Genomic DNA, 12,879 nt, shown 5'->3' with positions numbered 1-12,879 from the left:
CGAACGTTAATCCTGTGGTGTTTTTGCCCGACGACTATTTTGTTCTGTGTGCAATTTAGCGATGCTGGCGCGCGCCCTGGTGTGTGGGGCGGGTTCTCCTCGTCGTGGTGCGCTGCCAGCGAGCGCGCCGGCAGCACCGTCGCCCTGGTTGACGCAGTCAGCGCCGTGTTCGGTTGCGCAACTGGGGCACCGCGGGAGTGACGTGGGTGGTGGGGCGGGGTGTTTCGCGCAGCGGCGCGAGCGTGGGAAGTTGCCGGGCCTGGTCCGTACCGTAGGTGTAGTAGGCGACGGCGACCGCGATCCATGGCGCCCATTCACCGCTGATCCGCAGGTCTCTCACCGGCCCGTGTCCGGGCAGGAAGGACAGCGTCAACGCCGGGATTCGGGGGAGCAGCGTGAGGTTGGTGATCAGGTCATAGTTGAAGTTGGGCCCATCTCCGCCGGTCAGACACCAGAGCCGGTGTGTGGTCACTACGACGCTGTCGATGCGGTATTCGTACCACTGCGGCGCGGCCATCGCCCGGGCTTTGCGGCGCCGGTGGATCCGGCGCATCGCGGTACCGATGAGGAAGCCTCCGACGAACTCCGGCGACCCGGCAGCGAAAGCGGGACCGCCCGGGGTGACCTGGACGGCTCTGCTCTCGAAACGCTCGTAGCGCAGGTATTCCCCGCGCAGTCGGGAGAACTCGGCCACTGTGTACTCGCCGCGCTCGCGTCGATTCTGCAACGCGGGTGGCGGAGGGATCGGCTCGCGTTGGGTGCCGACCGAGAATTTGCGCTCGAGGTCGACCGCGTCCCGCCACGCGACTCCGTTCTTGGTGCTCCGCATCGCCTTCCCCTCCTTGCACGACCTGTCAAGCCCCTCACACACCTTAGCCGGTCGTTGTGGTTTCGACGTCGGAACGACGGGCCGCTGGCCCGTCTCAACCCCGGCCCGGAGCGGTGGCTGTGCGTGGTGGGTAGCAGTGTGTTTCGCTCCACACGAAGCCCGCAACTGTCTGTTATGGCTGCTCAACCCGGCGAAGTGGCACTTGACGCAGAGTAGTTTTCGGGGAAAGAGTGGATCTTAGCGTTCCACCGCGTCCGGCTTGTTCAGCTGTACGGCGAGGTGGGTCGCTGGCCGGTTCGGGGGGAATCGGCCACGGCCAGAGGTTGGGGGACCTCATGCAGATCGTCGTTTCGCGCGGGCTGGCGTGTTCGCCGCCCGGTTCACCGTCGGTGTCACCGGATGCCGACTCTGCGGTATCCGGTCTCCTTTCCGCCGTGGCCGCCGCTCACACCTCGGCCCGGCGCGTACGCGCGGCGCCGGGCGCGCTCTCGCGGTAGCGAGCACGTCCACGGCGAGCGTGCTGACCTCCCGGATCCACAGGCAAAGCGCAGATCGAGCCGGAAGGTCTCAGAGGAAAATCGAGGGGGAAATTGAGACATGACAGCCGAGGTGACGATAGCGCCGCCGATACCCGGCGCTGCACGGTCAGCGACGCCAGCGGCCGCGGGCGCGCCGGTCGCGGCGGACGTGGTGCTGACCTGGGATCGATGGAGCGGCTGGGCGCATCTGGCGCGGCATCGGCGGGGCGACAGCGCGAAGCCCGCGTTCGCCGGATTCGCGCAGGTGGCCGATCCCGAAACGGCCGAGGATGACGTGCGGGCTCGGCTGACGGCCAGCGGGCTCACCGTGATGTCGGCGTACTCCGTCGACGAGCAGCTGGTGGAATTCCGGATCGCGCCCGAGGGGAGTTCCCGATGAGCCTCGACGCGACCACGCCGCCCACCCCGCACCCTCGATCGTCAGGGGCAGAACCCTTTCACACCAACGTTTCCGCGCTGCCGCCGGTGCGTGGGGTGCAGCAGCAGGTGCTGATTCCCGCCGTGCATTCCGGGGTGGCGCCCGTGCGCGGGCTCTCGGCCGGGGTGGTGCGGATGCCGGGCGGGCACAGCACCCAGGCGCACGAACACGCCGAGTCCGAGATCGTCGTCTACGTCCATCAGGGCATCGCCGCCTCGCTGTGCGGCGAGGAGATGGAACCGGTGCTGCATTGGCCCGGCTCGGTCATCTGGATCCCGCCCGGGGTGCCGCACGCGGCGCTGAACCTCGAGCCGGAGGAGGAGGTCGCCGCGTTCGAGGCACGCACCGATCAGACCTTCGGCGACGACACCGTACTGCGCCCGGATCTGGACGACCTGGTCGCCGAGCGGGTCCGGCAACTGCGCCGTGATTACGCGCTCGGGCAGCTCAGCATCGACCTGGCGCACAGCCTGACGCCCGAGACGGGTGTGGACCTGTGGGAGTGAACAGCACGGCCGCGGCGCCGGTCGTCGTTGCGGGGCGGGAGGTCCCGGCAGCGGTGAGGATGTCGGGCAACGAGTCGCACGCCGGTCCGCTTCCGGCCGCCATGCGCGCGATGATGCACGCGGCCAGCGGGGCCCACCGTTATCCCGACACCGCGAGTACCCGCCTGGTCGAGGCTCTCGCCACGCACCTGCGGGTCGCGCCGGAGATGGTGGCGGTGGGCGCGGGATCCTCGGCGCTGCTGCAGCGGCTGGTCGACATCGCCTGCGGCGAGAACGGGCACACCGTCGTGACGCCGAGCCCGGCGTTCGGCGCGTACGGGCTGTTCGCGGCGAACGCCGGAGCCCCGCACCGCCAGATCCCGCTCACACCGGATGGCACAGTCGATCTGGACGCCATCGGCGCCGCGCTCGATCCGCCGACCCGGATCGTGCTGCTCAGCAACCCGCACAACCCGACCGGCACTGTGCTCGACAACGGGCAGCTGCGGCGGTTTCTGGACACGGTGCCCGACCGCGTCCTGGTCGTGCTGGACGAGGCGTACGTCGAGTACGCCACACCGGGCGTCGTCGACGGCGTGATGCTGGCCAAGGCGCAGTGGACGGCGGGGCGGGACAACGTCGCCGTGGTCAGGACATTCTCCAAGGCCTACGGGCTGGCCGGGCTGCGTGTCGGCTACCTGGTCGCGCCACCGATGCTGGCCGCCGCCGTCGCGGCGGCCGCGCTGTCGTTCGAGGTCAGCAGCATCGGGCAGGCCGCCGCGCTGGCGTCGCTGGCCGCGCAGGGCACGTTGCACGCTCGCTGCGAGCTGCTGGCCGGCGAACGTGCCCGGGTGCTCGCGGCATTGCGGGAGCAGGGGTTCGTCCCGCCGGACTCGCAGGCCAACCACATCTGGTTGCCGGTGGGGGAGGACGCCGCCCGGTTCGCCGAGCACTCCCTCGGCTTCGGGCTCACGATCATGGTCTACCCCGAGCAGGGCGTGCGGGTCACCCTCGGCTCGCGCGCCGACAACGACCTGTTCCTGGCCGCCGCCCGGGCCTGGACGTCCGGAACGAGGGACTGACCATGGCTCCCGGCCGACACTCGCTCGCCCACCACGTGCCGTGGTCGCGGTTGGTCCGGCTCGCCATCGGCACGCTGGCCATCGGGGTCGGCATCACGCTGCTGCTGCGGTCCCGGCTCGGGCTGCTGCCGTTGGACGTGCTGCATCTCGGTGTCGCCCAGCGGTTTGGATTCAGCGTCGGCGGCGGCATCATCGCCACGCAAGCGCTGATGCTGATGGCGTTCGTGCCGCTGAAGATCCGGCCCGGGATTGGCACGATCGCCGGGTTCCTGGTCCCCGCTCTCGTCACCGACGCGTTGCTGGGCTGGATTCCCGTGGTCGACTCTGTCCCGGTCCGCATCCTGCTGCTCGCTGCGGGCGCGGCCTGCTTCTGCGTCGGCGTCGCCGTCTATCTCACCGCCGCGCTCGGGCCGTTGCCCCGTGACGGGCTCATGCTCGCGCTGGCCCGGGGACGTCCCCGCCGCGTCGCCGGCGTGCGCATTGGCCTCGACGCCGCCTTCCTGTTGCTCGGTGGCCTGCTGCTCGGTCCCTCGTTCGCCTGGCACAGCGGAACGGTGGGCGTCGGCACGCTGGCGCTGGCGCTGACCTGCGGGCCTGTGATCGCGTGGCTGCTCGGCCGCTTCCGCCACCGGTGCCCACTCCAGCCCAGTTCGATACCCGATACCTCGATGGGCGCGACGACGTCGACGGGTCCCGGCCAGCACCCCGTACTCAATGCGACGAACGGAGCTTCCCATGACAACCCCGCGTGAACCGGCTTTCTGCAGCCTAAGCAGTTTCTCCTCTCTCCCAAGGGATTTCGCATGACGACAGAACCGTCCGAAACGAACACCGCGCCCGCGGACCTAGAGGATTTGCTGGGGGCGTGGGTCGGAGAAGTCGACAAGTTCGCCGAAGCGAACCGACTCACTCGTGAGGAAGCGGTGCTCGCGCTGGTCAAGAAAGCACTCACCGAACCGGGCGTGCGGAACTCGATCAGCGGCAGCACCATCACCGGCCCCGTCGTCCAGCTCCGCGACCACAAGGGCCAAGGCCCCCTCACCTTCTAGACCACCAAGGCCGCCACGCGCGTCGGTCGTGCCACCACGTGTTCTTCCGAAAGGACCCGAGTCATGTCGATCTCCACCGCCACCAGCACTACGCCCACGCGCTGGAGACCGTGGCCGCCTCGCGTCCACCTGGCGGGTTCCCTGCCCAGTCCGTACTGCGCCGACCCTGCTGCCGCGATGAGCTGGTTCCTCAGGCACGGCGCGCTACCGATGCGCTGACCAGCGCAGCAGCATGACGATTGAGGAAGCCTTGTGCCGACAATCAGTGTGATCACCGCCGTGCTGGATGGCGTTCACCAACATCTCGCAGCGGCGTACGAATCCCTTGTGCAGCAGGACCTTCCGGCCGGGTGGGACTGGCAATGGGTGGTGCAGGAGGATGGTCGCAGCGGACGCCCGCTCGCCGAGCTGCCCGACGATCCGCGCATCTCGACCGGGATGGGTGAGCACGGGCGCCCGGCGGCCGCTCGCACACTCGCGCTGAGCCGAGCGACCGGGCGGCTGATGCTCTCGCTCGACGCCGACGACCTGTTGCCCGTCGGCGCGCTCGCCCGCGCGATCACCACGCTCACCCGCCGCCCGGACTTGGGGTGGTGCGTGGCCCCGGCGCTGGATCTGTTCCCCGACGGGCGGCTTCGGTTCGGTCCCCGTGACCCCGCGTCGGGTCCGTTGCCGCCCGGTCGTCTCGCCGCTGGCGAGGCATCGGGGCTGTTGCCCGTCGTCGGCGGGACACTAGTGACCTACACCGCGCTGGTGAGGGCGCTCGGCGGCTGGCCCGCGTTCACCCGGGACGAGGACGTGGCGCTGCTGCTCGCCGTCGAGGCGGTGGCGCCGGGCTGGATGCTGGCCGAACCCGGCCTGCTCTACCGGCAGTGGCCGGGAAGCACGACCGCTTCGGACCCCGTGGACAACCGGGTACCCAGCGCGCCTTCACCGGCCCGGCAGGTATTTCTCGAGCGCGTCGACGCGCTCGCGCAGCTGGGTTGGCGCTGGCCCGGGAACCTTGTGGGGCGCAATCTCACACGAATTGACCGGATCAGCGCGGGCGCCATGCGGTGAACGGAGACGAATTTCGGTCCCGGCGTGGGCCCCTTGCTCACATAGAGCACCAGCGGAGGAAACCGTCGTGTTCGTGTGGACGTTGTTCGCTACAACATTGACCTCGCCGGGGAGAACGCCGAGGAGCTTCGCGACGTCTTCGTGCCCTATGTGGAACACGGCTGCCGGATAGGTGCGGCCGGAGACGATCCGTCCGGCGCCACCACCAGGTCGTCGCCGGGGGACACAACGGCGGCCGAAGTGCCGCGTCCGAGGTGGCGAACCGGTGCCGAACTCCACGATCCGGGCGTCAGGGCACGGGCCTGCGGCCGCGTCGTTCCGGGGCGTTCAGGCGGGTGTGAGCGTGTAACCGGGCCAGGACACGAGCGTGCTGTTCCTGTTGGACGTGATGTGGGAGTGCGCGGCCATGTGTTGCAGGGCGTCCAGCGCGCAGTTCGGGTCCTCTCGGACGAGGTCGCGCGCTTCTTCCGTCAGGGCCCGAGCGAGGGCGGCACCCACGACGAATACGTGCTCCACGCACGGCAGGACCACCGACCAGCAGGGAGTTCCGGCCGACGGGTCGGCGATGGAATGCAGGTCTTCGGCTCCTAGATTGGCGTACTGGAGCGCTTTGAGCACGGTTTGACGATTCAGCACCCACCGCACGTCCGCAGAGCCCTTTTGTGCCGTGGCTCGTCTTGCCTTGGACAGCGCGACTTCCGAAGTGGTGTAGTTGCCTGATTCCGGTTCGGGAGCCCCGGATGCGGACAGGCGCCTGAGCAGCCGGGCTTCGTCACAGGCACCGCCCTTGGCTGGATCCACCAGCTGTTGCAGGGTCTCGCGCGCGAACTGTTCGAAGTATTCTGGTCGGGTATGAGGCCATCTCGGCTCTCCGAATGTGCGGCCCTGCACGTAGAACGGGGGCGGGGCGGTGCCGGCCGGTGCGGCGGTATCGCGCGCTTGCGGGGTCACGATTCTGCTCCTTCGTCGGTGACGTGTCCGGCGCAGCGGCGGAGGATCTGCCGTGCGCGGGCGAGGTCGGGGGATTCGCCGAATGGGGTCAAGGCGTGGTCGGCGCGGCTGGCGAGGGTTCGAACGGCCTGCCCATCACCGTGAGTCTCGGCGAGGGCGGCCTGGGCAAGGTCCAGCCGGGCAAGGTTGTGCGGGTCGTCGCCGAGCAGGGGGCGCGCGCACCTCAAGGCTCGGTCGGCTTCGGCGAGGTGTCCACGGGCGTGCTCGACGATGCCGAGTTCGAGCTGGGCTAGCCCCTGGGCGTGGTCACGCCCCAGTCCGGCGTACAGGTCGGCCGCCCAGGCGTGGAAACGCGCGGCGGCGGGCAATCCGGCGCGGTCAGGCCGGGCGGTGTGCACGAACGCCAGCGTCTTGGCCGTCTTGGCCATCTGGCGCGGGCAGCGCGAGCGCCGAACGTGGGCCAGGCACAGCCCGGTCAGAGCATGGGCACGGCGGAGGTTGCCGAGCCACGCGTAGCGGCGGGCGAGCCGGCGCAGGAACCTGAACTCCAGGTCAGGATCCGCGCGGTGCCGCGCAGCGGTGAGGGCAAGAAGGTCGGCGGCGATGCCGATCTGGTGATCGCCGTGCTTGATGGTTTGGACATCGAGGGCGTGGGCCAGCGCGAGCACCTCGCGGTGAAAGCCGTTCTCCAGCGCCATCCGCGCGATCCCGAGGACGGCGTCGACCCGCTCGGCGAGCCAGGTGAGCGCGGCGCCGGGATCGTCAAGCCAGGAGGGCAGGGACATTCGTCGGGCGGGTGCGGGTGGAGTCCAGGCGAGTTGCGTGCGCGTGGGCATGACGGTGCGCGCGGCGTGGCGGACGGCGTGGACCCACCAGAGGATGAGCCGCTCGCGTACCTGCGGCGCCTCCGGACGCTGCAGAGCTTGGAGTCGCGCATGCTGGTGGACGTCGGGATCGGCGCGGTAGACCTCGTCGTCGAGCTCCAGCACCAGCATGCGGTCGCGCAGCCGCCGGAGGGTGGCGTGGGTGCGGGAGCGGGTGTAGCCCGCGGCGAAGGCTACGGCGGCGGCATCGAATGCGGCCCCGATCTCTGGCAGGCCGCCGATCGCGAGGTACACCGCGCGTTCGGGGCCGGTGAGTTGGTGGTAGGCGACCTCGAGCGGCTCGGCTGTCGTATGTTCCATTGTGGACAGATTGTTGTGGTGCGCGGCGGCTTGCGGTGCCAAGAGTTCCCGTAGCGAGGTGCCGGAGGCAACGGCGCCCACTACGTGGTTGACGACTGCGGCGGTGAGCCCGCCGGTTCGGGTGGCGACCACGGCGGCGAGGTCAGTGTCAACCTCGCCGATGCCGGGGAACACGGTGAGGACCTGGTGCACGCCACGCGTGTCCAACGGCGGCACCGGTAAAACGTTCGCGCCCAGCGCGATGAGGTCTCGCAACGGGTACCTGGTGGTGACGAGCGTGAGGCTGGAGGACGACGACGGGACCAATGGCAGGACCTGGGCAGCGGTGGTGGCGCCGTCGAGCACGACCGCCAGCCGCGGCCGGGTCGCGGTGACCGACTGGTACAGCGCCTCCCGTTCGGTGGGCGAGTCCGGCACTTCGCCGGCGGGGACGCCGAGCGCACGCAGGAACATGCCGAGCACATCGGCGACCTCATGGTGTGGCTGCGCGCAGGTGCGGGCGGCGAGGTCGACGTACAACTGCCCGTCGGCGAACGCGTCGGGGTAAGAGGCGAGATGAGAAGTGAGCCATCCGGTTGCCAACGCGGTTTTCCCCACCCCGCTCAGTCCAGTGATCTGCACCATCCGGCATCGGCCGGTGTCCGACTGCGCGATGTGGTCCAGTGCGGTGCGCTGCTCACCTCGGTCGCCGAGCAGACCGTGGCCGCGCACCTGGCGGGGCGTGACCTGGACTGGACGCCACGGCTGCACGATCACGTCGCCATGGACGTGCCCGGCCTGCACCACCGGTCCGGACACCGAGCCCAGCACGGTGAGGCTGCTGTGCTCTCCACTCACGACGTCGGCGACCTCCGCTTGAAGGGGTGGACTACGGCGATGGTTTCCCCGGTGGCAGATCGGATAGGGCGGGCGGCCGTCCCCGGACGTCCGGTCGTTCCGGGGCCTTGCCAGCCACGGCGGGCAGGATCCGGGTGAGGCGGTTGTCCCGGATGACTCCGTGGTCGCGGTCCACCACCGGCCAGATCGGCCTGCGGGCCCGCCGCTCGGCGTGTTCTCGGACCAGGATCTGCTGCACCGGAATCGCGTTCGGGTTGGCCTGGTATTCCGCGCGGCGGCGGCGCAGGACACGAATCCCCAGCGCTATGAGGTACAGCACGACGGGGGCGAGCACGAGCATCAAGAACAGCACCGGTCGGAACACGATCGGCCATCAGCGGATTGCGGCGGTGTCGCCAGCTGCGGATCCGGCAGCCAGATCGGTCGTCATGGCGAGAGCGCCCAACAGGAACGGCGCTGCCGGGCTTGGCAACCGGCGGCTTCCCGGTGAGATGGAAATCGCTGGCCGACGCCAGCCGAGCGGTCGCAGATGCCGGGCGGGCGAGGCCGCCCGTGGGCACTGCACCCTGCGCCACACGGGGTCGGGCGCGGAGCCATTGGGACAGTGCCGCACGATGTTGTTGTCCCGGTGTGCTCGGCGGGCGGGCCTCACGTCGAAGTCACCCGGTCGTCGGCGTCGGGCTTTGAGCCATAGTTCGCCAGATCTGCGGTCGGCCCAGGAAAGCTGCTCTGGGAGTTGTCGTTGGTGCGCATGGGTTCGCTCATCACTTGCGTTGCCTGAACGAAGGTCGGTTTTTGCGGGCCACGGCGGCCAGCAAGAACGGTCCAGCCTGGCCGTCGTGTTTGGTGTGCGGCGTGGCAACCGGGTCGGGGCGCCACTGAAAGGCCGGTACGATCCCGGGTTCCAGCACTGCCCAGCTTGGCGTGGCGAACAAGTCGGCCACCGCCTGCGGGGTGGCGGGCCGGACGGGATGGGAGGTCGCCTTGAACGCGATGTGTGCGCGGCGTGCCCGACGCGCCACTGCGGGATCGGCCGGGACTACGGCGAGGTGGGTCAGCACGCACATGCTGCCTGGCGCAAGTAACGCCTGGTAGTCCCTCAACAGTGCGGCCGCCTGATCGCGGTGGAACTGATGGAGAAGTCCGGCCAGGATCAGGCACACCGGCCTCATGATGTCCACTCCGGACTCTTCACACAGCAGATCGTTGATGTGGCGCGGGTCGCACACATCTCCGTCGAGTAAGTCGAACAACCGCGGAACCGGTGCTCGGTCTTGGTAACGCTGCCAGTGCGCGCGAACCGGCGGGTCTGCCTGCACGAGAAGCGCGTTCCTCGTCCGGTGGTTGCTCGACGCCTGGTTGGGCCCGTTGCGGCGGATCAGGTCGGCGATGACTGCGGGCACGGACCCCTCGCTGGGCATGCCGGGGTGCAGATCGACGAACTGGCGGATTCCCGCGTCCCAGGCCGCGGTGGTCGCGCGCCGCACAAACTCGTGGCTGTGTACAGGCAGGCGACTCACGGCCGGCCACAGGTCCCGGATCCGCTCAGCGGCCATTCTGTCGGGCGAAGGGGTCCATTCCGTGGCCGGAATCGCGTCCGTGCCGGAGTCCTGGATCCGGTGGCGTCGTTGCCAGTGGTGGACGATCCGCCCCGAATGCGGTTGGTCGAGATACCCATCCGGTAGCTCGTCCAACATCGCTGTCGACGGCGATGGCCGGGTGCTTATCGTGCCGACGTCCGGTGTGAGGCGCACTGCTACTCCTGGTCCTTGTCGAACACGTCACCCTCGTCGGTCTCCACGGTTCCGTGTGCGTTCGTGTGCCAGCTCATGTCGTCGCACCGCCTCCTTCCTGTCAAAGTGCCCGAGCCGGTCACGGCCGCATCACTACGACCGGGCATGCCTGGTGTGGTCCGTGCGTCCGCTCCAGACCCGCCCGGGTTCGTGATGTCAGCGGCGACCCCTTGGCCGCTCATCGGGACGTGGGTCCTCTGTCGAACAGTTCCTTGAGCGCGCCGTTCAGTTGGGTGCGTAGTTGCTTGACCGCGTCGTCACTGAGAAGCGCCGCGGTGGTCGCGCCGCAACCGATCCGTAGCGTCGTCACCAGCGCCTCGGTGCCTTCTTTTCGACGGGCGAGCACCACCGGCACCTGGTGGCCCTTGACCCGGCCCAGCAACGGGACTTCCTTCGATTGCCGGGACCGGTGCACGGTCGCGAGTTCGCAATACAACTGCGTCGCATGCCAGACCGTGAGCCATACATCCGCAGCATCCTCACCGCCGATGCGTAACCCGATCCACTCACCCGTCCTCGCGGTGGAGGGCCCGGTGGCGATCCGAATTCGGCTCCCCGCCAGGTCCGTGGCGTCGATCATGCTCTGGGAATGCCACTCCGGCGTGCTCACGGCCTCATGATCGACCTGTTTGACCAGGGAAAACAGACCGCCGCGTGACCATTTCGCCACTGCGACGCAGCGCTTCTATCACTCAATGTCATAGAAACCCCGGCCTGCGCGATGAGTAGGCTTCGGTTCGTGCCCCTGGATCTGAAGCCGTTCGACGAGTACGTGAGCTCATTGCCCCGCAAGCGCATGTCCGCTGGCGTCCTCTACCGCGATCAGGACGACCGGATCCTGCTGGTCGAAACGACCTATAAGGAGCATTGGGACATTCCCGGCGGTGTCGTGAATGAGAACGAGGCTCCGTGGGACACGGCGGTACGCGAGGTCCGCGAAGAGATCGGCATTACCCGCCCGCTTGGCGCGCTTCTAGTGATCGACCACGTCCATGCCGTCGACCGCATGCCCGAGGGCTTGGCCTTCATATTCGATGGCGGCACCATCACCGAACACGAGGTGTCCGGCCTGCAGCTCCGCGACGGTGAACTGCGCGCAGCTTTCCTGCTCCCGCTCGCGGACGCCCGGTCCCGCATGAAGCCTGCGCTGGCAGGTCGCCTGGAGGCCGCACTGACCGCAGCACGCGGTAAGGGGCTGGTGTTCTGCGACGACGGAACACCACGCACCGAGCTATAGTGATCACCCCACGTACGCGCGAGTGGGTCAGGAGGTGCGATGGCCGGGGGAGACGCGCTCGGGGAGAACCTCGCCCGCCTGCGCAAGGCGCACGACATCTCGCAGGCCGAGCTGGCGACCGCCGCGGGCCTCAGCCTCAGCACCGTGGCGAAGATCGAGCAGGGGCACCGTGTGCACTGCCGCCCGGACACCTTGCAGAAACTCGCGGACACCCTGGGAACGACCGCCGACAGGCTACTCGGCAACGTGCTCGTCCCCACCGCGCGTGATCTGGACGTCGCCGCCCTGCGCCGCGCCATCACCGCAAGCGAGCACGTCCCAGGCCTCGTCGACGACTTCGCCGACGACCGCGAGGTCCTCACCCTCGGCGAACTCACCCGCACCACGCACCGCGCGTGGCGCGCCTACGTCGACGGCCGCCACCACGACACCATGCTCGCCCTACCCGTCCTGCTGGTTGACGCCCGCCGCCTTGTCCGCAACAGCTCCGGCAGGGAGAACGCGAGCGCCCACCGCATCCTGTCCACCGCCTACCGGCTCGGCGCGGGCATGGCCGGACGCATCGGCTACGAAGACCTTGCCTGGTCCTCCGCCGAGCGTGCGCTGGACGCCGCCCGCCAGTGCGATGCGCCTGAGGTCGAACGGGCCATCTCGCTGCGGTACCTGGCCTGGGCTCTGGTCCGGCAGGGACGGACCGCCGAGGCAGAACGGGTCGCGGTTCAAGCGGCCGAGCAGATCCAGCCCGCGATGCTCGACCGCGACTCGGACCGCGCTGGCGTGTTCGGCAACCTGCTGTTCAACGCCGCGAGCGCGGCGTTGTTCGCCCGACCCCAACGCGTCGACCGGGCTGAGGATCTACTCTCCGAGGCCCGGGCGGCCGCTGTCCGCGCCCGCGCGGACAGCGCCACCGAAGCGGGCATCTTCGGTCCCCGAGTGGCGGCGCTGCAGCTGGTCGACTGTGCAGCCCGCGCGGGCGACCCGGAACGGGCCCTCCGGCTGGCCGCAGCCGTTCCGCGCGCCCGGGGGAAGGTGCCCGCGTTCTGGGAAGCCGGGCACCAGCTCCGCCTTGCCTCGGCAGCCACAGCCCTCCGCCAGTACCGAAGCGCCCTGCGCCACCTCGCCACAGCCCGCGAACTCGCACCGGACTGGGTAAAGTACCAGCCTCTGGGCAAGGCCACCATGCACCGCCTCGTTGACCGGGCGCCGCGGCGGCAAGGCGAGACCTTCGCGCGCCTTGCCACCCACTACGGCGTCATCGACATGGCGAGTTGACCGAGCGTCGGTGAACAACTGATTCCGCGCGGCTCGCTGATCTAATTGAGGGCCCGGGCGGCTGGTGACGTGGGGCTCCGCGTCCTGTCGCTCGGTTTCGTCGCCAGTGTTGCGCCTACACCCGGTGCTCCGAGCGGCCGGGTT

At 69.3% G+C, this 12,879-nt stretch carries 14 protein-coding genes; 8 read left to right on the top strand and 6 right to left on the bottom strand.

All coding sequences use genetic code 11. From position 1 onward, the window contains the following. Positions 1–157: 157 nt before the first annotated feature. Positions 158–829, bottom strand: coding sequence for a hypothetical protein (locus FXO23_RS17500; RefSeq protein WP_158886144.1), 672 nt, complete (start codon positions 827–829; stop codon positions 158–160). 597 nt (positions 830–1,426) lie between these two features. On the opposite strand from FXO23_RS17500, the gene FXO23_RS17495 reads away from it, so the two are divergent. The 6 genes from FXO23_RS17495 (at position 1,427) to FXO23_RS17470 (ending at position 5,461) form a co-directional block, all read left to right on the top strand. Further along, positions 1,427–1,747 carry a hypothetical protein gene (locus FXO23_RS17495; protein ID WP_158886142.1) on the top strand — a complete coding sequence of 107 codons (321 nt, stop codon included), beginning with the start codon at positions 1,427–1,429 and terminating at the stop codon, positions 1,745–1,747. Beyond that, positions 1,744–2,292: a cupin domain-containing protein gene (locus FXO23_RS17490; RefSeq protein WP_158886140.1), complete on the top strand. Its 549-nt coding sequence runs from the start codon at positions 1,744–1,746 to the stop codon at positions 2,290–2,292. Before FXO23_RS17495 ends, FXO23_RS17490 begins: the two co-directional genes overlap by 4 nt. 59 nt (positions 2,293–2,351) lie before the next feature. Continuing rightward, on the top strand, positions 2,352–3,353 hold the full coding sequence (locus tag FXO23_RS17485; protein ID WP_158886138.1) for an aminotransferase class I/II-fold pyridoxal phosphate-dependent enzyme: 1,002 nt from the start codon (positions 2,352–2,354) through the stop codon (positions 3,351–3,353). 2 nt (positions 3,354–3,355) lie between these two features. After that, positions 3,356–4,105: a YczE/YyaS/YitT family protein gene (locus FXO23_RS17480; protein WP_158886136.1), complete on the top strand. Its 750-nt coding sequence runs from the start codon at positions 3,356–3,358 to the stop codon at positions 4,103–4,105. Positions 4,106–4,156: 51 nt separating this feature from the next. Next, a complete protein-coding gene (locus FXO23_RS17475; protein ID WP_158886134.1) occupies positions 4,157–4,402 on the top strand; it encodes a hypothetical protein in 246 nt (81 codons plus the stop codon). Between the two features lie 252 nt (positions 4,403–4,654). After that, positions 4,655–5,461 (top strand): glycosyltransferase, encoded by an 807-nt coding sequence (locus tag FXO23_RS17470; RefSeq protein WP_158886132.1) that lies wholly within the window; start codon positions 4,655–4,657, stop codon positions 5,459–5,461. Positions 5,462–5,788: 327 nt separating this feature from the next. Here FXO23_RS17470 and FXO23_RS51050 read toward each other — a convergent pair whose 3' ends face one another. The 5 genes from FXO23_RS51050 to FXO23_RS17445 form a co-directional block, all read right to left on the bottom strand. Continuing rightward, complete coding sequence (locus FXO23_RS51050) at positions 5,789–6,412, bottom strand: hypothetical protein (protein WP_218952079.1); 624 nt, start codon at positions 6,410–6,412, stop codon at positions 5,789–5,791. Beyond that, on the bottom strand, positions 6,409–8,433 hold the full coding sequence (locus FXO23_RS17460; RefSeq protein ID WP_158886128.1) for an ATP-binding protein: 2,025 nt from the start codon (positions 8,431–8,433) through the stop codon (positions 6,409–6,411). The genes FXO23_RS51050 and FXO23_RS17460 overlap by 4 nt, the downstream gene beginning before the upstream one ends. Positions 8,434–8,464: 31 nt before the next feature. Next, positions 8,465–8,785 (bottom strand): hypothetical protein, encoded by a 321-nt coding sequence (locus FXO23_RS17455; RefSeq protein ID WP_158886126.1) that lies wholly within the window; start codon positions 8,783–8,785, stop codon positions 8,465–8,467. 412 nt (positions 8,786–9,197) lie between these two features. Continuing rightward, positions 9,198–10,187 carry an SAM-dependent methyltransferase gene (locus FXO23_RS17450; protein WP_158886124.1) on the bottom strand — a complete coding sequence of 330 codons (990 nt, stop codon included), beginning with the start codon at positions 10,185–10,187 and terminating at the stop codon, positions 9,198–9,200. Between the two features lie 217 nt (positions 10,188–10,404). After that, complete coding sequence (locus FXO23_RS17445) at positions 10,405–10,836, bottom strand: hypothetical protein (protein WP_158886122.1); 432 nt, start codon at positions 10,834–10,836, stop codon at positions 10,405–10,407. Positions 10,837–10,965: 129 nt separating this feature from the next. Here FXO23_RS17445 and FXO23_RS17440 point away from each other — a divergent pair, with 129 nt between their 5' ends. Continuing rightward, positions 10,966–11,463, top strand: a complete 498-nt coding sequence (locus FXO23_RS17440) for an NUDIX domain-containing protein (RefSeq protein WP_343034491.1) — start codon at positions 10,966–10,968, stop codon at positions 11,461–11,463. Positions 11,464–11,502: 39 nt separating this feature from the next. Continuing rightward, positions 11,503–12,735, top strand: a complete 1,233-nt coding sequence (locus FXO23_RS17435; RefSeq protein WP_158886120.1) for a helix-turn-helix domain-containing protein — start codon at positions 11,503–11,505, stop codon at positions 12,733–12,735. The last annotated feature ends 144 nt before the right edge of the window (positions 12,736–12,879 follow it).

It is taken from the genome of Amycolatopsis anabasis, from assembly GCF_009765355.1.
Taxonomy (GTDB): domain Bacteria; phylum Actinomycetota; class Actinomycetes; order Mycobacteriales; family Pseudonocardiaceae; genus Amycolatopsis; species Amycolatopsis anabasis.
The sequence above is the reverse complement of the archived record's forward strand: the minus strand, read 5'-3'. Positions and strand labels throughout refer to the sequence as shown.